Source organism: Shewanella xiamenensis (assembly GCF_024971755.1).
Classification (GTDB): Bacteria; Pseudomonadota; Gammaproteobacteria; order Enterobacterales; family Shewanellaceae; genus Shewanella; species Shewanella xiamenensis.
This window is the reverse complement of record NZ_CP079718.1, coordinates 3228917-3250840: the sequence shown is the minus strand read 5'-3', so window position 1 is coordinate 3250840 and position 21924 is coordinate 3228917. Positions and strand designations below refer to the sequence as shown.

At 45.1% G+C, this 21924-nt stretch carries 18 protein-coding genes and 9 tRNA genes; 14 read left to right on the top strand and 13 right to left on the bottom strand.

The window, feature by feature from the left end; genetic code table 11:
* Positions 1-9 precede the first annotated feature (9 nt).
* From atcB to KXJ80_RS15510, 6 genes are all read right to left on the bottom strand, one after another.
* Positions 10-768 carry a cold adaptation protein AtcB gene (gene atcB / locus KXJ80_RS15535; RefSeq protein ID WP_037417354.1) on the bottom strand — a complete coding sequence of 253 codons (759 nt, stop codon included), beginning with the start codon at positions 766-768 and terminating at the stop codon, positions 10-12.
* The gene (gene atcA / locus KXJ80_RS15530; protein WP_218738368.1) at positions 768-1298 is read right to left on the bottom strand and encodes a cold adaptation protein AtcA; all 531 of its coding nucleotides are present in this window, start codon (positions 1296-1298) and stop codon (positions 768-770) included. Before atcA ends, atcB begins: the two co-directional genes overlap by 1 nt.
* Before the next feature lie 92 nt (positions 1299-1390).
* Entirely contained in the window at positions 1391-1675 is a 285-nt protein-coding gene (gene atcJ / locus KXJ80_RS15525; RefSeq protein WP_037417359.1) for a cold adaptation protein ActJcold adaptation protein ActJ, read from the bottom strand.
* Positions 1676-2537: 862 nt separating this feature from the next.
* Positions 2538-2614: transfer RNA gene (locus KXJ80_RS15520), tRNA-Met, on the bottom strand.
* Positions 2615-2661: 47 nt separating this feature from the next.
* Positions 2662-2738 (bottom strand) — tRNA-Met (locus KXJ80_RS15515).
* A gap of 37 nt (positions 2739-2775) precedes the next feature.
* Positions 2776-2852, bottom strand: a tRNA-Met gene (locus KXJ80_RS15510).
* A 257-nt stretch (positions 2853-3109) separates the two neighbouring features.
* Between KXJ80_RS15510 and rlmKL the strand changes: the two genes are divergently transcribed.
* The 5 genes from rlmKL (at position 3110) to rmf (ending at position 9626) form a co-directional block, all read left to right on the top strand.
* On the top strand, positions 3110-5245 hold the full coding sequence (gene rlmKL / locus KXJ80_RS15505; protein ID WP_037417364.1) for a bifunctional 23S rRNA (guanine(2069)-N(7))-methyltransferase RlmK/23S rRNA (guanine(2445)-N(2))-methyltransferase RlmL: 2136 nt from the start codon (positions 3110-3112) through the stop codon (positions 5243-5245).
* Positions 5232-5477 (top strand): glutaredoxin family protein, encoded by a 246-nt coding sequence (locus tag KXJ80_RS15500; protein WP_218738369.1) that lies wholly within the window; start codon positions 5232-5234, stop codon positions 5475-5477. Before rlmKL ends, KXJ80_RS15500 begins: the two co-directional genes overlap by 14 nt.
* A gap of 1 nt (position 5478) precedes the next feature.
* The gene (locus tag KXJ80_RS15495) at positions 5479-7401 is read left to right on the top strand and encodes an ABC transporter ATP-binding protein (RefSeq protein WP_037417369.1); all 1923 of its coding nucleotides are present in this window, start codon (positions 5479-5481) and stop codon (positions 7399-7401) included.
* A gap of 28 nt (positions 7402-7429) precedes the next feature.
* Entirely contained in the window at positions 7430-9262 is a 1833-nt protein-coding gene (locus KXJ80_RS15490; protein ID WP_218738370.1) for a DUF3466 family protein, read from the top strand.
* 187 nt (positions 9263-9449) lie between these two features.
* Positions 9450-9626: a ribosome modulation factor gene (rmf, locus tag KXJ80_RS15485; RefSeq protein WP_011071969.1), complete on the top strand. Its 177-nt coding sequence runs from the start codon at positions 9450-9452 to the stop codon at positions 9624-9626.
* Between the two features lie 110 nt (positions 9627-9736).
* Here the strand turns inward: rmf and fabA are convergent, their stop codons facing one another.
* Entirely contained in the window at positions 9737-10252 is a 516-nt protein-coding gene (fabA, locus tag KXJ80_RS15480) for a bifunctional 3-hydroxydecanoyl-ACP dehydratase/trans-2-decenoyl-ACP isomerase (protein ID WP_011071970.1), read from the bottom strand.
* A 73-nt stretch (positions 10253-10325) separates the two neighbouring features.
* Complete coding sequence (locus tag KXJ80_RS15475; RefSeq protein ID WP_037417378.1) at positions 10326-12059, bottom strand: AAA family ATPase; 1734 nt, start codon at positions 12057-12059, stop codon at positions 10326-10328.
* A gap of 221 nt (positions 12060-12280) precedes the next feature.
* Between KXJ80_RS15475 and KXJ80_RS15470 the strand changes: the two genes are divergently transcribed.
* The 9 genes from KXJ80_RS15470 (at position 12281) to KXJ80_RS15430 (ending at position 17203) form a co-directional block, all read left to right on the top strand.
* Positions 12281-12371: transfer RNA gene (locus KXJ80_RS15470), tRNA-Ser, on the top strand.
* A 473-nt stretch (positions 12372-12844) separates the two neighbouring features.
* Positions 12845-12935: transfer RNA gene (locus KXJ80_RS15465), tRNA-Ser, on the top strand.
* Between the two features lie 422 nt (positions 12936-13357).
* The gene (uvrY, locus tag KXJ80_RS15460) at positions 13358-14002 is read left to right on the top strand and encodes a UvrY/SirA/GacA family response regulator transcription factor (protein WP_011622328.1); all 645 of its coding nucleotides are present in this window, start codon (positions 13358-13360) and stop codon (positions 14000-14002) included.
* Positions 14003-14111: 109 nt separating this feature from the next.
* Positions 14112-15941, top strand: coding sequence for an excinuclease ABC subunit UvrC (uvrC, locus tag KXJ80_RS15455; RefSeq protein ID WP_218738371.1), 1830 nt, complete (start codon positions 14112-14114; stop codon positions 15939-15941).
* A gap of 47 nt (positions 15942-15988) precedes the next feature.
* Positions 15989-16537, top strand: a complete 549-nt coding sequence (pgsA, locus tag KXJ80_RS15450) for a CDP-diacylglycerol--glycerol-3-phosphate 3-phosphatidyltransferase (protein WP_037417386.1) — start codon at positions 15989-15991, stop codon at positions 16535-16537.
* 143 nt (positions 16538-16680) lie between these two features.
* Positions 16681-16756 (top strand) — tRNA-Gly (locus KXJ80_RS15445).
* A 21-nt stretch (positions 16757-16777) separates the two neighbouring features.
* A tRNA-Cys gene (locus KXJ80_RS15440) sits at positions 16778-16851 on the top strand.
* Positions 16852-16900: 49 nt separating this feature from the next.
* Positions 16901-16987, top strand: a tRNA-Leu gene (locus KXJ80_RS15435).
* Between the two features lie 129 nt (positions 16988-17116).
* Positions 17117-17203 (top strand) — tRNA-Leu (locus KXJ80_RS15430).
* Positions 17204-17508: 305 nt separating this feature from the next.
* Here the strand turns inward: KXJ80_RS15430 and KXJ80_RS15425 are convergent.
* The 5 genes from KXJ80_RS15425 to KXJ80_RS15405 all read right to left on the bottom strand — a co-directional run bounded on the left by KXJ80_RS15425 (position 17509) and on the right by KXJ80_RS15405 (position 21666).
* Positions 17509-17784, bottom strand: coding sequence for an HU family DNA-binding protein (locus KXJ80_RS15425; protein WP_218738372.1), 276 nt, complete (start codon positions 17782-17784; stop codon positions 17509-17511).
* A gap of 387 nt (positions 17785-18171) precedes the next feature.
* Positions 18172-19080, bottom strand: a complete 909-nt coding sequence (locus tag KXJ80_RS15420; protein WP_218738373.1) for an ABC transporter ATP-binding protein — start codon at positions 19078-19080, stop codon at positions 18172-18174.
* Positions 19077-19907 carry an ABC transporter permease subunit gene (locus KXJ80_RS15415; RefSeq protein ID WP_218738374.1) on the bottom strand — a complete coding sequence of 277 codons (831 nt, stop codon included), beginning with the start codon at positions 19905-19907 and terminating at the stop codon, positions 19077-19079. Before KXJ80_RS15415 ends, KXJ80_RS15420 begins: the two co-directional genes overlap by 4 nt.
* A gap of 87 nt (positions 19908-19994) precedes the next feature.
* Entirely contained in the window at positions 19995-20660 is a 666-nt protein-coding gene (locus tag KXJ80_RS15410) for a YceH family protein (protein WP_069454749.1), read from the bottom strand.
* 166 nt (positions 20661-20826) lie between these two features.
* A complete protein-coding gene (locus KXJ80_RS15405; protein ID WP_037425700.1) occupies positions 20827-21666 on the bottom strand; it encodes a CvfB family protein in 840 nt (279 codons plus the stop codon).
* Between the last annotated feature and the right edge of the window lie 258 nt (positions 21667-21924).

The window sequence follows — 21924 nt, the reverse complement described above, 5'->3', positions numbered from 1 at the left end:
TAGGGATCCTTAATCTAAAAAGCTAAACATATCATCCACTTCTGCGTATTCATCCGTGACTTGGTTTTTCTCTTTGGCTTGGATAACTAATTCATTAACGAATTTGTTAATGATCATTTCCCAGCCAGAGCTTTCGTTACGCAGCAGGTTTTTAATGGCTTTTTCTACATCGGGTGCCAGCTCATGGATTAATGCCATCAGACTACGTGGGTCATCTAGGCTTAAGCTATGGGCTTCTTCGCTGGCGACGCGGTTGTCATAGCCGACGGTATCAGTATCTTCTTCATCGTCATAATAATCGTTGAAGTGGTCTTCATCGTCGTGGCGTTCGCCCAGCATCATCTCGATAAAAGGGATAGACAGATAGAAGAGGCCGGCGGGATCTTCGGCAATGCACTCTAAAATAGCGGTTTGTTTTTCTTCGCTATCTTGAATACGAATTAAATAAGTTAAAAAATCAAAGGTATGCTGAATGAGTTCTTCGGCATTGTTTTTGATTTTTTCCTCCCAATACAAAGGTTGCTGACAGACGATGTCGCGAATTTGCTCAGGTGTCATCAGCTCCGACATAATTGACGGGCAGGAGATATCGTGGTGACTGTTGATTTGCGTCAGTGTCACAATATCCATTTTTTCAATGACTTCGACTAATTGCTCATCGTTCATTGTGGTGGCGATGAGTTCGAAACGTTTACTGGCCTGTTTTGGCTCGACATCGGCGAGCTCTTTAATCTCGGCAACGGTTATCTCAATGAGACTGGTGTTCATTAGCGGTCCTCATCATCGTACTGATCGTAATAGCCATCTTCCTCTTCGCCGTCATCATCGTCGTCATCGGAATAGTCGGCGTAATCACTGTCTTCGTCTTCAAAATCATCAGCGCTGCGTTTAGGGGCTGGCGTACTTTTGCCTTGGTTTTCCAATAAGTACAGTACTGCGCAGCTTTCAATCAGTAAATCCTCTGAGTAAGCACGCACCGCTAGCACTAATGGCAAATCGGCATTGTTAAAGCCGATTGTGACCTTAAACTCATCCCACTCAGGTTGCGTTGCCGTATTGATCCAATGGGCCCATTTGAACTTGGCATCACTTGGAAATTTGACTCGGCCATACAGTGCAACCGGCAAATACTCGGGTACCGACTCGAGCATTTTAGGATCGGCTTGTAATACTTTTTTGATTTGACTGGTAAATTGTTCCAGTGCCTTGGGGGTATCCGGGTCATCATAGGACTCGATATTGTCGTAGGCATTGGTCTTAAGCTCATTAATGCGTGAGATATTCAGTTTTTTGGCCATGGGCTTGTCTCGAAATAAAGCGCAGAAATAATTTATTCGGCGTAGAAAGTGCGGATTTAACCGCTCGTTAATTCGGCGCTAAAAATAAAATATTAAGGGTAGAACTGATCCCATAATTCACGCATTGCGCCATTGGGGTCGGTCACTATCACATTGTTGAAATCTCGGATAAACGCATTTCTAAGCTTCGGATCGGACAAGACTTCATACGCTTTTTTGACGCGTTCAAGTTGCTGTGACGCTTGCTCTTTTTCGTCATCAGAGGCACCTAACAACTTATCAGGATGATACTTGTTTGAGAGCCGACGATAGGCTTTTTTAATGTCGTCTTCTTTGGCGCTAGGTTTGATACCAAGCACACTAAAGTGGTTAATCATATTTGTACCTGCAGGCGATGGATTGGTATCGCAAGATAAAGCTTGAGTGCTGATTATCTGCCAATTTGTGGAATTATGATTAGTCAGCGACGGATCATAGCAGAAATGCGTGTTGGGCGGCAAACGACTATGGCGGCATTTAGAGCGAAAAATGAATACTAAACTGGGGTTTGTGAAGATCGGCAACCGCAAAGGCAATCGGCAATAAGTGGCTAAGACGAAGTTGGTACAAATATCAGCTAACACTGCAATTTTTCTGCGAGTTAATGCCTCCGTTTTTATCAGTCATTTCAGGATGTAACTAAAGTAATTCGATAAACGATTCGAGTAAATCAAGCCAAACTCAGTACGATAAATATCGGACACAAAAAAACCAGCTTATGCTGGCCTAATCGTTATCATTGTTAAATTGGTTGCGGGAGCTGGATTTGAACCAACGACCTTCGCCTGTTGTTTATAAAGGGTTGAGCCCGACAAGCTAGCATGGTGAAACTCAGTACGATAAATTTCGGACACAAAAAAAACAGCTGATGCTGGTATGGTCGTTATCATTGTTAAATTGGTTGCGGGAGCTGGATTTGAACCGACGATCTTCGCCTGTTGTTTATAAAGGGTTGAGCCCGACAAGCTAGCATGGTGAAACTCAGGTGACGAGGAATTTCGGACACAAAAAAACCAGCTGATGCTGGTCTGGTCGTTATCATTGTTAAATTGGTTGCGGGAGCTGGATTTGAACCAACGACCTTCGCCTGTTGTTTATAAAGGGCTGAGCCCGACAAGCTAGCATGGTGAAACTCAGTACGATAAATTTCGGACACAAAAAAACCAGCTGATGCTGGTCTGGTCGTTATCATTGTTAAATTGGTTGCGGGAGCTGGATTTGAACCAACGACCTTCGGGTTATGAGCCCGACGAGCTACCATGCTGCTCCATCCCGCGTCCGATTAACGCTGTTGATCACTGTTTTAATTCTGTCATCTTAGAATTGGTTGCGGGAGCCGGATTTGAACCGACGACCTTCGGGTTATGAGCCCGACGAGCTACCATGCTGCTCCATCCCGCGTCCGATATCTATCTGTATTACTTATGTTTGCTTTAAATGGTTGCGGGAGCTGGATTTGAACCAACGACCTTCGGGTTATGAGCCCGACGAGCTACCATGCTGCTCCATCCCGCGTCCGTCTTCAAAGCGGGGCAGACTATAACGGCAGCGCTGTGGCATTGCAAGGAGGAATTCTAAAAAAGCGGACGAATGCTTAAATATAAAGCGTAGTGCGGGGAATTTACCCAGTATTGACCTTGATATCGGATTTTAATGGGTTAAATGTGGATTAACTACCTGACTAAATCGAGTTTTGGCTAATAACTGTTTATCTTTTATGTGGCTTCGCAGGTATAATGTCGGTTTGATTTTGACTGCGTATTGATTATCCCATGCTTAATTTTTTTGCTGCCGCCCCTAAGGGCTTTGAATATAGCTTAGCCCAAGAACTGACAGAATTTGGTGCGACCGAGATTAAAGAAAGTGTAGCCGGTGTCTATTTTACCGCGCCTCTGGCTTTAGCCTATCGCATTACCCTGTGGACGCGTTTAGCCAGCCGTATTGTACTGGTAATCTATAAGGGCCCCTGTGAGTCGGCGGAGCAATTATATAATGCAGCCTACTGCATTGATTGGTCAGCACATTTCTCTAATCGCAACACCTTTAGTATCGATTTCCATGGCACGGGTGGTTTTATTAACAATACCCAGTTTGGCGCGCTAAAGATTAAAGATGCGATTGTTGACCGTTTCCGTGATGATGGTGATGCCCGTCCAAACGTCGCCCGTATCGATGCCGACATTAAAGTTGATGCCCATTTTCGCAATGGGGTCATTACCATTGCGATGAATTTTTCTGGCCCATCACTGCACCAACGTGGTTACCGTTCAACCACAGGTGAAGCGCCTTTAAAAGAAAATCTCGCGGCGAATATGCTGGTTCGTAGTGGCTGGAAAGCCGCGCCGACTACCTTACTCGATCCCTTCTGCGGTAGCGGTACAGTGTTGATTGAAGCGGCTTTGATGGCCGCCGATATTGCTCCAGGTTTACAACGCAGCCGTTTTGGTTTCGAACATTGGCGTCGTCACGATAAGGCCACTTGGCACGAAATTGTCGAAGAAGCTAAAGCGCGTGCATCGTTAGGAGTAAAGCGCTGCGAAGTCAAGTTCTATGGCTCGGATATCGACTCACGCTTAGTGGCGTTAGCAAAACGTAACGCGCAAAATGCAGGCGTACTTGAATTAATTGAGTTTAAGGTGGCAAATGCCCTTAATGTGGAGCCGCCAGCGGCTGAAGGTTACCTCATCACCAACCCTCCTTACGGCGAGCGTTTAGGCAGTGTGTCTGAGCTGTTGCAGCTGTACTATCAATTAGGCGATAAATTCAAAAAAGAATTTGGTGGCTGGAAAGTGGCCATGCTGTGTAGCGATATCGAGCTTATCTCGGCATTGAAACTCAAAGCCGATAAACAGATGAAGATGTTTAACGGTGCGTTAGAGTGCGCTTTTAACTTATACACGCTTCACGCGCAGAGTACTCGCCGCGATACGCCAGTGTTGCCAGAGGGTGTCGATATTGCCGATATCGCGCCTGCTTTTGCTAACCGTATAAAGAAAAACGCTAAGCAATTTGAGAAGTGGGCCCAAAAAGAGGGGATTGATAGTTATCGCCTCTATGATGCTGACATTCCTGAATATAACGTCGCAGTTGATAAGTATCTTGATTATGTTGTGGTACAAGAATACATGGCACCAGCCAGTATTCCTGAGGCCGTCACTAAACGTCGTTTAAGTGATGTGCTGCTGGCTTTGCCTGCGGCCATTGGCGTTAATCCACACAAAATCATTATGAAGACCCGCGAGCGTCAAAAGGGCACTAACCAATATCAAAAGTTGGATGAACGTAAGTTAGAGCTTACCACCACTGAATATGGCGCTAAATTTAAGCTAAACCTGACGGGTTATTTAGATACTGGGCTGTTCCTCGATCATCGATTAACTCGCCGTTTAGTGGGGCAAAAATCTAAGGGCCGCCGGGTACTGAATTTGTTCTCTTACACAGGTTCTGCCTCAGTGCATGCTGCATTAGGCGGCGCAAAGTCGGTCACGACGGTTGATATGTCAAACACATACCTTGCTTGGGCGAAAGAGAACTTTGCCCTTAATAATTTGTCTGGCAAGCAATATGAATTTGTTCAGGCTGACTGTTTGCAGTGGATCCGCGATTGTAACGAACAATACGATTTAATTTTTATCGATCCGCCTACCTTCTCCAACTCCAAGCGCATGGAAGATTCTTTCGATGTGCAACGTGATCATGTGAATTTACTCGGTATGCTAATCAAGCTGTTAAGTCCAAACGGTGAATTGGTGTTCTCCAACAATAAGCGCAAGTTTAAGATGGACACTGAAACTTTAACCAAAATGAAAATTAAGGTGCAAAACATCGACGACATGACGTTGCCGCTGGATTACAAACGTAATCCTCATATCCATAACACCTGGTTAATTACCCATGCAGATAAATAATACATTGCAGGCAAGCTATGTGTTGTATCACACCGAAGGTTGCCATTTATGCGAACTGGCGGCGGCATTATTAAATGCCGCAGAGGTGCCTTTTACGGCCATCGATATTTGCGATGATGAAACCCTAGCAGAGCGTTATGGCGTGTCGATTCCTGTGGTTAAAGCCCTGGACGAGCGTTATTTAAGTTGGCCCTTTGATGCCACGCAATTACAAGAATTTTTAGGAGCTTAGTTTGAGTCTGGTTCGTATCAATAATGGCTCGTTAGCCTATGGTTATACCCCGCTATTACAGCATGCTGATTTTACTATTGAGCGCGGCGAGCGGGTTTGTATTGTTGGCCGTAACGGTGCAGGCAAGTCGAGTTTATTAAAGATTTTATCCGGCGATGTGCTGCTCGATGAAGGTGAATTTAACATCGATGGTAGCGTCACGGTCAGTCGGTTACAGCAAGATCCACCTAAAGCTGAGCAGGGTACGGTTTACGCTTACATTGCAGCAGGTTTAAAAGAAGTAGGTGAAGCTCTAGAGCAATACCATCAATTATCCCACGATGTCGCTTTTGCTGAGCCTGAGCAAATGGAGCGCATGCTCAATCAAATGCAAAAGTTGCAGGAGACGTTAGACCACCATAATGGTTGGCAACTTGACTCGCGGATCAATCAAAATTGTGAGCTTTTGGGGTTAGATCCCGATAAATCTTTAAGTGAATTATCTGGGGGTTGGCAACGTAAAGTGGCACTTGCCCGTGCGTTAGTCAGCGCGCCAGATTTATTGCTACTCGATGAGCCAACCAACCACCTCGATATTGATACTATTGAGTGGCTAGAAAAATTCCTGCTGGATTTCCAAGGCGCCATCGTGTTTATCAGCCACGACAGGGGCTTTATTGCCCGCATGGCCACACGGATTGTGGATTTAGATCGCGGTGTCGTGACGTCATGGCCCGGTAATTATCAAGCCTATCTTGATGGTAAACAAGAATGGCTGCGGGTCGAGGCTGAGAAAAACGCATTATTTGATAAGCGCTTAGCCGAAGAAGAAGTCTGGATCCGCCAAGGTGTTAAGGCGCGTCGCACCCGTAACGAAGGCCGTGTGCGTGCGTTAAAAGCCTTGCGTCAAGAACGCAGTGAGCGCTTGAATCGTCAGGGTAATGCCAAAATGGCGGTGGCAGATACTGAGCGTTCTGGTAAATTGGTCTTTGATGTGAAGGACTTAAACTATAATTTACCTGATAAAAATCTGGTCAAAAACTTCAATACCACAGTGATGCGTGGTGATCGTATTGCGCTTATCGGCCCCAACGGCTGTGGTAAATCGACCTTAATTAAATTATTGATTGAGAAGTTACAACCTCAATCGGGTGAAGTGAAAGTCGGTACTAAGCTCGAAATCGCCTACTTCGACCAATACCGTGAAGCACTGGATCCTGAGCAAACTGTTGAAGATAACGTGGGTGAGGGTAAAAAGACCATCACTATCAATGGTCAAGATCGCCATATTTTAAGTTATTTGCAGGATTTCTTGTTCTCACCAATGCGTGCCAGAACGCCGGTAAAGGCGCTATCAGGCGGAGAGAAAAACCGTTTATTACTGGCGAAGTTACTCATTCGTCCCGCAAACCTTATCATTCTGGACGAACCAACAAACGATCTTGATATTGAGACCCTAGAATTGCTAGAGTCGCTGCTGACTGAATATGAAGGCACGTTGTTGCTGGTCAGCCATGACCGGGCGTTTATCGATAATACCGTGACCAGCAGTTGGTGGTATGCCGGTAATGGTCACTGGACTGAGTATGTTGGCGGTTACCAAGATGCTATCGATCAAGGTGCAAAGTTTTATTCTGAGGAACCTAGTCAAGCAAACACGGTCGAAGCTCCTGCGACGGCAAAAAACGCTGAGGTTAAAGTGGCTGAGCCTGCCAAAGCCGCAAAAAAACTGTCCTATAAATTACAGCGTGAGTTAGAGGCAATGCCAGAGTTGATGGAGAAATTAGAGGCCGAAATCCTCGATTTACAAACCACAGTGGCAAGCCCAGATTTTTATAGTCAGACGCAGGATAAAATCAATCAGGTATTGAGCTTGTTAGCGGATAAAGAAAAGCAATTGGAAGTTTGCTTCGAGCGATGGGAAGAGCTTGAGTCACTGAAGTAAACCAATAATAAAAATGGGAATTGAATTAATGAAGTTAAAGTTGGATAAAGCCCTGTCCTTGGTTGCCTTAGGTGTCCTTGGCGTATTGCACAGTGCCCATGCTGCACCAGTCTATGAAATTGTTAACATTGATAATTATGATCTACCACTTGCAGATACCCTCCAAGGTACGCGTAATGGTTACGCTTTAGGTGTTAATGGCAACGATGAACTGATCGGTATCGCCAAAGGCAAGAAAAAACTCAGTACATCCGATGTTGAGGGTGGTGTGATTGATGTTGAAGATGGTATTGCCTCAGAGGAAACTATCACCTATTCAATTACAGCGGCCATTATTGCGAATAACTTTGCCTTTATCGCTGCGCAAAATGGTGCCACTGGTGCGTGGAAGCCAACCTTTGACAGCATCAATGGTACCACGCCACCAAGTGATTCTTCGGTTGTGAATTCAGTTGATACTTTTTACTACGGCATCAATGATGCGGGTGTGAAAGTTGGCAGCATGACTGCCCCTGAAAAGAAGACAGAAAATACTGCAACCACAGATAATGCAACCGACTATTGGTATTATCGCGATTATGAGTACCGTGGTGTTGCCAAAGTGGGTGACACCGAGATCCCATTACCACCTCCTTATACTCAATATGTTAAGGATGATAAGACTGTAGAGCTCGGTGGTTGGTCTGCGGCAACGGCAGTTAACAATAATAACTTAGTGGTGGGTTATGCTAGCACTAATATCAGCAAGTATGGTGGTGATCGGGTTGCTTACTGTTTAGGTACTGATAACACTTTGCCATTAGATGTGTGTATTCAGCGTGAGCAATATCCTAATACTCAAGGCACGCGTAACATCCAGTACCAAACCCGTGCTTATGTTTGGCAACTAGATAATGGCATTGCTACTGGCACTGAGTTACCGCTAGGATTAACTCCCGCCAGTGACAATACATTGACATTTACTGCACAGGCATTAGGCGTGAATAACGACGGTGTGGTGGCTGGTCGCTCACATGTTTACCGTAACGGTAATACCGATAGATTACGTCAAGATGCGGCCTATTGGACCAAAGATGCAGAGGGTAAATATCAATACCATTGGATCCCAATGGGAGACTCAATTTTGAGCTCTATTGCCTACGATGTAAACGACAATGGAATTGTTGTGGGAAGTTATCGTAGTTATATCCAAGGTTACCAACGCGATAAATTCTTCTATTTTGATATTAATACCCCAGATGTGCCTTATGTGACGCCTAATGATTTTGCTGCGACAACCACAGATCTATCTAGCAAAGCGAAGGATATCAATAACAAAGGTCAAGTCGTTGGTTATATTGAAACCACCTATGATAAAGAAAAGCCACGCCCTAAGGCTGGCTTCCTGTATGAGAAATCAACGGGTGAATTCAATAACCTCAATAATTTGCTGACCTGTGAATCTAAAGGTTTTGAAAAGGGGGCTGATGGTAATTGGGCTCGCCACAAGGTTGAAGTTAAGGATGGAACAGGCAAGGTATTAAGCTATAACAGTGATATTCTCATTGTCGAAGCTGCCAGTGTAAATGAAGAGGGTACTATTGTTGGTACTGCATTCATTCGCAAGCCTTCATACCAACTCGATAAAGATGGCAACATTATCGTTGGTGAAAATGGCCTACCTCTGTTTGAACTCAGCGGTAATGGTGACCCTGTGACAGCTTATATTCCACGTATGGTTGTGCTTAAACCTACCACTAACGGTGAAGCATGTACCGTGGATGAAAGCACTGATACGGGGAATTATGAACGTAAAGGCGCAGCATCTTTCGCGTGGTTATTAGCCTTACCCTTAGTTTGGTTACGTCGTCGGGTTCGCTAGTTTTTAAGCTTGAATTCAGACTAAAGAAATCGAGGCAAAATGCCTCGATTTTTTTTAATCATGATCTCAATAGTTTAATAAATAGTCGATAAAATGAACGATTTTTTGATTGATCTAGGCGCTGAAAAGCACTATCTCTATGGATGAAGCTGTTGCTTCTATTTCACGTAGAACAGAGGACGCTTGCATGAAAAGACAAAAACGAGATCGTTTAGACAGAGCTTTTTCCAAAGGATTCCAAGCAGGTATTGGGGGCCGCTCTAAAGAGCTTTGTCCTTATGCAAATCTTGATTCGCGGTCACAGTGGTTAGGTGGTTGGCGTGAAGGTGTGGATGGCCGAGTTAATGGGCTATTTAATAAATAATGGCGTTTTGCTCATTAATTAAATAGCCCAGAACAAACAGAGTAATGCAGCATAATTGCCCTCAGATGAGGGCATTTTTGTCTCTATTGAATATTGCCGGGTAAAGCAGGTTAGAAGGTCGAAGTATCGCTAAATACACCGACTTTAAGGTCGGTTGCACTGTAAATTTGACGTCCATCTACTTCAAGGATGGCATCTGCAATACCCATTACTAATTTACGGTGGATGGTACGTTTGATATTGAGCTTATAAGTGACCTTTTTCGCGCCGGGTAATACTTGACCTGTAAACTTCACTTCACCCACACCTAAAGCGCGACCTTTGCCTTCAGCACCTTCCCAGCCTAGGTAAAAACCAACCAGTTGCCACATGGCATCTAAGCCTAAGCAACCCGGCATAACTGGGTCAGTGATAAAGTGGCAGTCAAAAAACCATAATTCTGGCTTAATGTCGAGTTCGGCAACAATTTCACCTTTTCCAAACTCACCACCGTTGTCATTGATGGTGATGATCCTGTCGATCATCAGCATGTTGTCTACGGGGAGGCGAGGGGAGTTTGGACCAAATAATTTCCCATGGCCACAGGCGATAAGTTCTTCTTTGTTGAAACTGTTTGCTTTATTCATTGTTTTACTACTCCAGCAATAAGAGCGCCAAGATTAGCGAACACGTGTAAGCTAAACAACTCCGATCAGCTAATTAATGTCGAAAAAATCCTAGTTTTGCGAGTAATCTCGTCATTAAGCCTATTTCTTCTTCACCGTTACCAGCTAGCTTGTCTAATCGTTGTTGCACTAGACCATATAAGGATTCTGCTGGGAAGTCATTATCTTCATCGGCAACGCCAGCGGGCATCTGCATCAATAGCTCGACCGCTTCATCCATATGTTCAATGGCATAAATATGGAACAAGCCTTTGCCTACAGCTGTAATCACTTTGGGGTGTAGATTAAGCTGTAATATATTTGACTTGGGCATAATTACACCTTGCTCACCGGTTAAGCCTCGGCGTTCACAAAGATTAAAAAAGCCTTCTATTTTTTCATTAATGCCGCCGATGGCTTGTACATTACCAAATTGATCCAATGCACCTGTTATGGCTAACGATTGAATAATCGGCTGTTCGGCAATGGCCGACATCAAGCAGCAATATTCTGCAAGCGAGGCGCTATCGCCATCGATCTCCTGATAGGATTGCTCAAATACAATATTGGCATTTAGGTGCAATGGCGCATCGCGACCAAAGATACGATATAAACAGGCTGAAAGGATCATCATACCCTTTGCATGGATATTACCGCCCAGCTCTGACTTTCTTTCAATATCTGCAACTTCACCGTCACCATAGTGTACCGTAGCGGTGATCCGAGCTGGTTCACCATAGCAGTGATCAATCGCATCGATAACAGTAAGACCATTAATTTGTCCTACCATAGCGCCCGTAGTTGGCAGATTTATGAAATTGTCATCAAAACTTTGGCTTGAAAATTCTTCAGAGCTGTTATGGCGATAATTGGCTTGCGATAGCGCACGTTCAATGCTGGCTGCATTAATTGTTGATTTACCGCGATAGACTTTTGCTTGCGCCATTAACTGCGCCAAATCTAGCATTGAGAGACTTAAGCGACGTTGATGCTCAGTTAATCTAGCACTGTGTCGAAAGAGTGGGGCAAGACTGGATTGTTCTAATGTGACATCGACACTTTGTGCCACCGTTTGTAGCCAACTGGCATATTGCGCTTCTTTAAAACGGGTCAAATCCAGTTCACCCGCCAGTTCTGCCAACAGGTTAAAGTGGCGTTGAAATTGCCAATCTTCAGACCTAATTTGGCTATAGATTAAACCCGCGCCAATTAAAATAATTTTACAATTTAATGGGATTGGGCTTAGGTTGTGACTGATTTGATACTCTTTCTGTGTCAGGATTTGCAGCAGCAAATCCCATAAGCCTTCTCGTTTCCACAGGGATTCAGCGCAGATAAATACATAATGGCATTCGGCCAATGCACCCGCTTGATATTTACTGCTATTACCTGATTGCACCATACGGCCAAGTAGGTCTGAACGGCGGATATTGCCACTCAGATAGCGATAACTGACATGCTTTTCAGCAATTGAGCCTTGGTTGTCCTGCGGCGCTTCATATTGCCAATGGAATTGAATGGTTTTGTCTTCGGGGCGCTTTGCCACCAGATAAGCTGCCGGCAATGGCTCAAGCGTTTCCATTAATGCTTTGATCATTAATAGTCTATCGATGCCAGGAAAGTCTGCGAGATACAGTTGTTGATCGGCAATGGCGTTATGTAACTTAAAGGCATCCAATACGCGCTCTTGACCTAAAAGCAACGCTTTATATCCTGTTGGCAATTGCGACAGGACGGGAAGATTAAATTCAGGGGCGAGTGAGGATGAAGGTATCAAGAGTGAATTCATATAAGCATTTACCGTGAAAAGTTACCGCGATTTTACCATACCGAGAGGGCAAGTCTCTTACTGTATAGGTGTTTTTATGCTGCTTTACCCAGATATTGCTGAAAATATGTTTGCTATTCGCCTGAAAATTCATCCGTCTGAACATAAGATGAGCATTTGAGACAATATTCAAAAATTGCTGTTTACAAGCACCGATGATGCTTATATTATTTGCGGCGTTCGGAGGGGTGGCAGAGTGGTTTAATGCACCGGTCTTGAAAACCGGCGTGGGTTTATAGCCCACCCAGGGTTCAAATCCCTGCTCCTCCGCCATATTTCACGGAAAGGCTATCAGCAATGATGGCCTTTTTGTTTATGTTATGTCAGTCAAAAAGGCCGCTAAACAATTAGCGGCCTTTTTGCATCTGGTTCCATGGTATGAGATGTTTGATTACATTGCCAAAAGGCGTATCTGCGATTGTCTTGATAATCATTATGTTCTGATATGAAGAAGTTGATTTTTAAGGTTTGGATTAACCTTCTCCTACGATCCCATTTATACTTCATCTTTTTCATAGGAAGCCGCCACCTTAAAAAAGTGCTCGCGATTCTTTAATCTATTCAAAAGTGACTTAGGTAATGTTGTTGTCATGCCGGTTTTTAGTGAGCAGAAATAGCAACAGATCAAAAATCGCCCTGAAAGCGATGATTTCATCGCCAGCTGGATATCAAATCGCCAATCAATTCAAATAATAATAAATTTAAGTTTACAGCTTTGGGCGAGATGTATATTATCTCGCTCGTTCGGAGGGGTGGCAGAGTGGTTTAATGCACCGGTCTTGAAAACCGGCGTGGGTTTATAGCCCACCCAGGGTTCAAATCCCTGCTCCTCCGCCATATTTCACGGAAAAGCCATCAGCAATGATGGCTTTTTTGTTTATGCAATTTGAACCCGGGTTCCTCGTGCTAAGCGCTGCTCCAGCACAATAGTCGGCTAAAAAGCCGCTAAGCAATTAGCGGCTTTTTGCATTTACACGACTTCATTTTCGATGAGCGTTTTAAACCTGCTATATTTTGCGTCAGCTTATCAATTAGCCCAATCCTGAGCTCCACTCATACTTTCATCATACCAAGCTCTTAATTTCAAACTGCATTAATTAGCAAGTTGTTTCTTTAAATATCATCTAGTTAACAATATTCATTTTATGCTTTGCGAAATGCCATTGTTGGGCTAAATTACCCTGATAACCTATATTCCGGTTGCGGTATTCTGATTTGGCTAAACTCTCTTAGTCAGCATTGGTTAAAGGTGGATAAAGTTGATATCGATATATTTAGTTGACGATCATGAGCTGGTGAGAACTGGGATCCGCCGTATCTTAGAAGATGAGCGGGGGATCAAAGTTGTGGGTGAAGCGCCCGATGGTGAGACCGCGGTACAGTGGGCGAGACAAAATGAAGCCGACGTCATCTTAATGGACATGAATATGCCAGGTATGGGCGGACTCGAAGCGACGCGTAAGATTTTACGTTATCAACCCCATGCTAAGATTATTGTGCTAACAGTGCATACTGAAGATCCGTTCCCCAGTAAAGTGATGCAGGCGGGCGCGTCTGGTTATTTAACCAAAGGTGCGACGCCACCTGAAGTATTGCAAGCGATACGTCAGGTTTCCCGTGGGCAGCGCTATTTATCTCCTGAAATTGCCCAACAAATGGCATTGAGCCAATTCAATCCGGCCGATGAGAATCCGTTTAAAGCCTTGTCTGAGCGTGAGCTGCAAATTATGTTGATGATCACCAATGGTGAAAAGGTCAATGATATTTCTGAGCAGCTCAACTTAAGCCCCAAAACCGTTAACAGTTACCGTTACCGCTTGTTTGCGAAGCTTGGGATCAGTGGTGATGTGGAGCTGACTCGTTTAGCGATCCGCTATAAAATGTTAGATGCTGGCCATTTCTAATGGCCGCTTGTGTCAATGGTTCTAGCATTAATTAAGTGTTAGCTGTGAGTTTGAAAACGATTTATCAAGCAGTTTTGAAGATGGTAAGTAAAAGAGTGGGTGTGTAACGATGTCGACAGGTTTTAACGCCCAGAGTTTTTTACGTACAGTCACCTCTTCGGCGGGTGTTTATCGCATGTATGACGTCAAAGGTGACGTCATCTATGTGGGTAAAGCCAAAGATCTTAAAAAGCGCTTATCTTCCTATTTCCGTAAAAACCTTGGCAATGTGAAAACTCAGGCGCTGGTGTCCCATATCCATCATATCGATGTGACGCTGACCCACAGCGAGACAGATGCGCTGCTGCTTGAGAATGACTATATCAAGCAGTACATGCCCAAATACAATGTGTTACTGCGGGACGATAAGTCATACCCTTATATTTTCTTGAGCCAACACGAGCATCCACGCCTCGCATACCATCGCGGGCCGCAGCGGGAGAAGGGCCATTATTTTGGGCCTTATCCGAATGGCGGAGCGGTGCGCGAAAGTTTGCACTTGATGCAAAAGCTGTTTCCTATCCGCCAATGTGATGATCTCTATTATAAATCCCGCACTCGGCCCTGCCTGCAATACCAGTTATCCCGTTGTAGTGCGCCTTGCGTCGGCAAGGTCAGTAATGCGGAGTATGATGAGCAGGTTAAACTTGCCAGTTTGTTCCTAAAGGGAAAAGATAAACAAGTTATCAGTGAACTCGTGGCTAAGATGGAAGAGGCCGCTGAGCAGCAAGCCTATGAGCAAGCCGCGCGCTTTCGCGATCAAATTATGGCGCTGCGCCGGGTAGCTGAGCAGCAAGAAGTCTCGGGTAATACCGGCGATATGGATGTTATCGGCGTACACTATGCCTCGGGCATTGCCTGTTTTCACTTGCTATTTATCCGCGAAGGTAAAATTTTTGGTAGCCGCAGCTATTATCCAACGGTGCCCGCGCAAACGGATATCGAAGAAGTCTTACGCTCCTTCCTGCTACAGTTTTATTTAAATGCCGATATTCAACGCACTATTCCTAAGGAGGTGGTGATAAGCCATCACTTTGAAGAATTGCATGAGTTAGAGGCGGCCGTCTCTGAGGCGTTGAATAAAAAATTCAGCATTAAAACCAATGTGCGCGCCGACAGGGCGAGTTTTTTGCGCCTTGCGCTGACCAATGCCACCAATGCGGTGATGACGCGCCTGTCCCATAAAAACACTGTTGAACAGCGTTTTGTCTTGTTGGAAGAAATCCTCGAACTTAGTGCGCCGATTCAGCGAATGGAGTGTTTCGATATCAGTCATACCATGGGCGAGAGCACTGTCGCCTCCTGCGTGGTGTTTAATCGTGAAGGGCCGCATAAAGCCGAATATCGTCGTTATAATATTGAAGGTATTACGCCAGGCGATGATTATGCCGCGATGAAACAAGCCATTAGTCGTCGATTTGATAAAATTGATGCCAGCGGCAAAATCCCTGACATTTTATTTATCGACGGTGGTCTAGGGCAGCTGCGTATTGCGCAGCAAATTGTCGATGAGAAATTTGTCAATTTAGATAAAGCGCCGCAACTGATTGGGGTGGCTAAGGGGGAGAGCCGTAAACCTGGGCTGGAAACCTTAATCTTTGGCGACACTGAAACGAGCTTTTCCCTTGAGGATGACTCACCCGCATTGCACCTTATTCAACATATTCGCGATGAATCGCACCGCTTTGCCATCACTGGGCATCGTAATCGCCGTCAGAAAACCCGTAACACCTCAACGCTTGAATCCATTCCGGGCATAGGCCCTAAACGCCGTAAAGCGTTACTCCAACATTTGGGCGGTTTGCAGGAAGTGAAGGGTGCGAGTGTGGCCGAGTTAGCGAAAGTGCCTGGGATCAGCATAGAAATGGCACAAACCATTCATGATGCATTGCGAGGGTGATAAAATTAAGGCAAGATTGGCGCTGCTTTTGACTAACTGGTTTGATCATGCCGTTTAACTTACCCATAGCATTAACTCTTTTTAGGCTTTTTTTACTGCCCATTTTTGTGGTGTTGTTTTATTTACCTTACAGCTGGACGCCTTTTGTTGCCGCATTTGTGTTTTGGTTGGCGGCGTTAACGGATGCATTAGACGGTTATGCGGCGCGTAAACTCAAGCAACTGACCCGTTTTGGCGCCTTCCTCGATCCCGTCGCTGATAAACTGATGGTGATCACCGCGCTCGTATTATTAGTTGACCAATACGCTGATATTTGGCTCACACTGCCAGCACTGTTTATGATTGGCCGTGAAATTGTGATTTCAGCCCTGCGGGAGTGGATGGCTGAATTAGGTAAACGCGGCACGGTTGCAGTTTCTTGGATCGGCAAATATAAAACGGCGGCGCAGATGGTGGCGATTATTGGCCTGATCTGGCAATACAATCCACTCATGATCACCGCGGCATTTGTGCTCTTATATATCGCTGCCGTATTAACGTTCTGGTCAATGATGAGTTACATTTTAGCCGCCTGGAAAGATTTAACGGCTGAATAGCACAATAAAAGATCAAAGAGATTATTTAGTGCGCAAGCAGTAAGTTATCGATAAAACAGCGGTTGACACTGCATCGTAAATAGGTAGAATGCCTCCCCGTAGACGAGAGACGAAGTGAAAACAAAATCTTAACTCTGCGTGATGCGACATTAGCTCAGTTGGTAGAGCGATACCTTGCCAAGGTATAGGTCATCGGTTCGAACCCGATATGTCGCTCCAATCTAAAATGATTGGAAAGATGGCGCGATGGCAGAATGGCTATGCTGCGGATTGCAAATCCGTCGATCTCGGTTCGACTCCGGGTCGCGCCTCCATAATATAAGATATTAATGGCACGATTCCCGTCGTTAATATAAAGAGTTTGCCCGAGTGGTGGAATCGGTAGACACAAGGGATTTAAAATCCCTCGCTGGTAACAGCGTGCCAGTTCAAGTCTGGCCTCGGGTACCATTATATAATGGTGACAGCTCAAAGCGAGCTGAAGCGTTAAACTTCGTTACCTATGCATTGAAATATAAGTAGAAGAGCGAAGCAAAGAGTTAACAATATCAATAGCAGTGCTTACGATATTCAGAGTTTGCCCGAGTGGTGGAATCGGTAGACACAAGGGATTTAAAATCCCTCGCTGGTAACAGCGTGCCAGTTCAAGTCTGGCCTCGGGTACCATTATTCTTAGTGAATAGTAAATAAGCCTCGACATTAGTCGGGGCTTTTTTGCATTTGCAGCACTGATTTTTTCGTTTTGTTTTACCGCGACTTGTCTATTTTATTAGATAGAGCCTCTGGCACGCTGTCAGTAGCTGGTTTTAGGTTGACTTTGTTACTGCTCTCTAAGCTCTATAACATCAAACTCAGCTAGGGCAGGTTACGTTTTATCTCCCAAGCTCATTGTCAACGTAATATCGTTAATCTTGACCGATAAAAAAGCCCCGTGGTTTTCATGAGGCTCTTTTACACATCCACAATACTACTTACTCATTTATCGCTTGTTTTAGCGCTGTCGCGGCCTTAAAGCTCGGCTGGTTAAAGCCCGAAATCTCAATTGTCTCACCCGTCTGTGGATTACGGCCCGATTTAGGTAAATGATAACGTAACTCGAAGGTACCGAATTCCGGCAGGAAGACTTTCTCACCTTCGCTTAAGGCGATATGGATCTGTTGTAGGATCTGTTCGACAACCGGTTTAGTGCTGGCCTGGGACTGTTCAAGCGAAGTGGCGATACGTTGGATCAGTTGTGCTTTGTTCATTGAAACCTCTGAATTCAGCGAAAGAGCAGGAAAGGGGAGTTATAACAAGCTCGGGATCAGATTGAAAGTCTAGGTTTACCAAAGCGGCTTAACTGCTGCTTTATTGGTTAGCGATGACAACTCACCTTTTCTTTTGAAACGTAAATACGCCTCATATAAGCAGCGTTAGGGGCTAAGTTGGCCTAGTGGGTGGCGTTTAGCGCTAAGGTGGAAGTTAAAGGATAAAGCGTTTTAAAACTGATACTTACGACTATTCCACCTTTGATAGGGTGTAAGAAATGATATTGGTTTCGCTGTGTATAAACAACAAAGTGTCTACTGAGCGCCCTTGCGGGCGCTGTTAGAGGTGGAGTTAAACGTAGGAATAATAAGGGACTTGTCGCGGAGTTAAGAAAATAACGTTTCTTCCAATGTGCGTCCTTTAAGTAGCATCTTATATTGCCAATGCTGCTGCTTAAATAGGGCGAGTAGGGCGGTTTCAAACTCATAATGGCGATTTGCCGTGTCATCCAATTGGATAACAAACACATGGGCTTGTTTTGAAGTGATATTCACTACACCGGCTATTTGACCTACGGCTTGGATCAGCGCTTCATTGTCGCAGTTTTCCATGGTGAGGGTGAGATAATCACTGCCGCTATTGGATGAGCGCATTGAAATCGACTGGCCCAATTCACCTTTATCTAGATACAGCACTTGGTCACAGAGCTTTTCGAGTTCGTCCAAGTTATGTGAGCTGATCACAAAGGTTGTGGTGGGCGAGAGGCTTCTGACAAGTTCACGGATTTTTTTCGCATTAGCCGGATCGAGCCCTGCGGTTGGCTCGTCGAGTAATACCAACTTGGGAGCACCGATTAAGGCTTGGGCAATCGCCACACGTTTACTCATTCCATGGCTTAGACTCGGTGGCTTTTGCTGCGCCACCTCGGCTAAGTCCACTAAATTCAGCACTCGCTGTGCTTCTTGATTTGCCTGCTTGCTATCCATCCCTTGAAGACGCGCAAAGAAGCTTAACTGGCTAATAATGGTTAAATTGGGATCGAGCGTCGCATCCTGTGGCAGGGCGGCAATTTGCCCTAATAATGCTGGACTATTGGGCGCTTCTCCCAGAATACGAACCGAGCCTGCGCTTGGGGTGAGGTAACCACAGAGCAGGCTAAACAGTGTAGTTTTACCTGCACCGTTAGGGCCAACTAAGGCGATGGGCGCTCCCGATTCGAGGGTTAAGTTAACGTTATTGAGCGCTTTTTTACTGCCATAGTGTTTGGAAAGTCCTTGGCATTGAATGAGGATCATAGTTGACTCCTTTGGATATAAACGCGGCCAAGGAAAAGGGCGAATGCGGTTTGTAGTAGGGGAATTGGTGCGTAGGCAAAGCTATTGAGTCCATTGGTGTTGACCATGTTCGACAGTTGAGCGCCCGGCAATATCCATTGTAAACCTTCAAATAAGTGCGATTCATTACCCAATATCAGCAGTGCTATAGAGACGACCGTCCACAAAATAGTGGCCAGAACCATGGCTTGCCTTGCCGTGTTGGCATAGAGGGACAATAAAGTCATGACCGCGGTAAAGGGTACAATCACGATAACCAAGTTGATGCCGACCAAGGCTCCCGACGTTAATGCGGGTAATAACAAGCCGATATCGCGAGTAAGTGCCAGCGCTATGGTGGCAAGGATGGTCAATAAGATCAGTAGACCTTGGATCAAGATTTGCCCCAAAAAGCGGCCGAAGAGTAGGCTGTCTTTGCTGGTTCTTAGGGTATAGAAGCGCAATGTGCCGCGGGTTTTGTCTGAGGAGAACTGATCGGCGGCAATCAAAATACTGAACATGGGAAACAGATACAGCGCAAAGCACCAGAAGATAGCCATTTCCGCCACGGGCCAGTCAAACAGTACATTGAGTGCTTGGCTGCCTAAGAGACCGTCGATGAGATCTTTAATATTGGGCTGCATTAATAGGGTCGAAGCGCCTTGGATGGGGTAGAGCAATAGCATGCCCCACACTAATGCAAAGGCGATCAGGGCGATAATCCCGCGAACGTTAAATAGAAATTTTCGACATTCAAAGCCAGCGATCAAAAGCATGTTATTGAATGTACTGGGAGCATTTGGTGTCATTCGCTGTCTCGTCAGTGAGTGAGCGGACAAACTCTCACCTTAGTCATCATTAAGAGTGACTACTTGCGAAAGTCGTCCGCGGCGCGGTTAGGATAAAGAAGCGATAAGCGATTCTAACTTATCTTTAAGTTCTGCCACTTGCTCTTCAAGCTGCGTGACTCTGGCTTCCAGTTGTTGTCTATCCTGCTCGTTTAGCGGGTGGGCATCTGCATTTGTGGCATTGGTGAATGACGCGGCGCTAATCTGCTCTGCGCCTTGGGAAAACAGCTCAGTATAACGGCATTCACGCTTACCCGGCTCCCGTGGCAGTTGAGCCAGTACGGGTTTATCCCGCTCCATCAGCTGCTTAATGCAGGCTTCCACTTCGAGCACGTCTTTAAAATCATGCAGTCTGTTGCTACGGGTGCGTAACTCTCCAGGCGTTTGTGGGCCGCGAAGCAGCAGTAAACAGATAATGGCTACCGCCGCGCTGGAAAGTTGTAACTCGCTAAATTCGGTGTTGCAGAATCTGTGCTTATATTTGACGACTCGGCTACCAAAGCCGGATTGCTCGCTGATTAAGCGCTTTTTGTTCAATGAATCAAGGGCGGCTTGTACTTGCGCTTCAGTGAGTTCTAATACAGGTTCGCGGCTGGTTTTTTGATTACAGGCGAGGGTCAGTGCATTGAGTGAAAGAGGGTATTGCTCTGGGGTGGTGACTTCTTTTTCAAGTAGACAACCGATAACTCTGGCTTCGTGTAACGTGAGTTCCATATAAGCTCCAAAGAAAAAAGCATGACTTTGTTATAACAGAGCCATGCTTAAGATCCTAGCGCTTGTCGGTAAACTGAGTGTTTAGGCAGACTATTTGGACAAATAAACCACGAACCTTACTACAAGAGAGTGCTAAGTCCCGTGTGAGGTTGACTATTCAGCCCAATCAGTCAGCTTCAGTTAGGCGTAAACCATCATCGTCGATGCTTAACTTACTGGCTTTAAACAGGCCACCGATGCTCTTTTTAAAGGCTTTTTTACTCATACCGAGTTGTTCGTAAATCACTTCGGCATCGGTTTTATCCGTTAGGGGTAAGAATCCGCCCGCTTGCTTGAGTTTTACTAAGATAATGTGCGCATTTTTATCAAGCTCTTGCTTACTGCCTTGCTGCAATACCAAATCAATTTTGCCATCACGGCGCACTTGTTTGATAAAGCCTTTTAGTCTTTGACCAAAACGCAGTTTTTGGAACACTTCGTTTTGATAAATCACGCCCCAATGGGCATGGTTAATAATGGCTTTGTAGCCTAAATCTGTGGTGCCACCGATAAATAAGTCAACTTGTTGACCTACTTCATACTGGGCGGGAGTTTTATCGAGGAATTTATCGATTTTTGATGACGCAACAATACGCTCATCAGCACGATTAACGTGCACATATACAAGGTACGAGCGACCTTCTTCAATCGGCTTGTGTTGTTCGCCAAAGGGCAGCAATAGATCTTTATCCAATCCCCAATCTAAAAATGCGCCAAAAGGCCCAGTGGCCACGGCTTTTAAGTAGGCAAATTCTCCTACTTGCGCTAAAGGCTTGCGGGTAGTGGCAATAACGATATCTTCGGAGTCCAGATATAAAAATACCTCTAGCCAGTCACCGACTTGGCAGTCTTTTGGGGTGGCTTTGTTGGGCAGTAACACTTGGCCAAATTCGTGGGCATTTAAATACACACCAAAACTGACTTGTTTTACTACCTCAAGTTTGCAGGTTTTTCCTATCTGTACCATGGAGCTCTCTATCTAAGGATGTCATTCGGCGGTGATTATAACCGCTTTATCCGTAAACAGCAGCTTCCAGATCGGCTTTTGCGTCGATAGTCGAAAATGAACAGCCGCGCTGAGATAAAACAATATTGCTGATGTGAGCAAATGTTATCAATTTATCTTGATTGGCTATTAAAAAATATTGAACGCACGTAGAGTAAGGTTGATGATTAACCTATTAATTTAAAATAGATAAATCTACTTTTCACTAGCCATTCTGTT

Excerpts from the sequence above, each read along its gene's own strand:
- atcB (WP_037417354.1), bottom strand. The coding sequence starts at position 768 with ATGAACACCAGTCTCATTGAGATAACCGTTGCCGAGATTAAAGAGCTC.
- atcA (WP_218738368.1), bottom strand. The coding sequence starts at position 1,298 with ATGGCCAAAAAACTGAATATCTCACGCATTAATGAGCTTAAGACCAAT.
- atcJ (WP_037417359.1), bottom strand. The coding sequence starts at position 1,675 with ATGATTAACCACTTTAGTGTGCTTGGTATCAAACCTAGCGCCAAAGAA.
- rlmKL (WP_037417364.1), top strand. The coding sequence starts at position 3,110 with ATGCTTAATTTTTTTGCTGCCGCCCCTAAGGGCTTTGAATATAGCTTA.
- KXJ80_RS15500 (WP_218738369.1), top strand. The coding sequence starts at position 5,232 with ATGCAGATAAATAATACATTGCAGGCAAGCTATGTGTTGTATCACACC.
- KXJ80_RS15490 (WP_218738370.1), top strand. The coding sequence starts at position 7,430 with ATGAAGTTAAAGTTGGATAAAGCCCTGTCCTTGGTTGCCTTAGGTGTC.
- rmf (WP_011071969.1), top strand. The coding sequence starts at position 9,450 with ATGAAAAGACAAAAACGAGATCGTTTAGACAGAGCTTTTTCCAAAGGA.
- fabA (WP_011071970.1), bottom strand. The coding sequence starts at position 10,252 with ATGAATAAAGCAAACAGTTTCAACAAAGAAGAACTTATCGCCTGTGGC.
- KXJ80_RS15475 (WP_037417378.1), bottom strand. The coding sequence starts at position 12,059 with ATGAATTCACTCTTGATACCTTCATCCTCACTCGCCCCTGAATTTAAT.
- uvrC (WP_218738371.1), top strand. The coding sequence starts at position 14,112 with ATGTCGACAGGTTTTAACGCCCAGAGTTTTTTACGTACAGTCACCTCT.
- pgsA (WP_037417386.1), top strand. The coding sequence starts at position 15,989 with ATGCCGTTTAACTTACCCATAGCATTAACTCTTTTTAGGCTTTTTTTA.
- KXJ80_RS15425 (WP_218738372.1), bottom strand. The coding sequence starts at position 17,784 with ATGAACAAAGCACAACTGATCCAACGTATCGCCACTTCGCTTGAACAG.
- KXJ80_RS15420 (WP_218738373.1), bottom strand. The coding sequence starts at position 19,080 with ATGATCCTCATTCAATGCCAAGGACTTTCCAAACACTATGGCAGTAAA.
- KXJ80_RS15415 (WP_218738374.1), bottom strand. The coding sequence starts at position 19,907 with ATGACACCAAATGCTCCCAGTACATTCAATAACATGCTTTTGATCGCT.
- KXJ80_RS15410 (WP_069454749.1), bottom strand. The coding sequence starts at position 20,660 with ATGGAACTCACGTTACACGAAGCCAGAGTTATCGGTTGTCTACTTGAA.
- KXJ80_RS15405 (WP_037425700.1), bottom strand. The coding sequence starts at position 21,666 with ATGGTACAGATAGGAAAAACCTGCAAACTTGAGGTAGTAAAACAAGTC.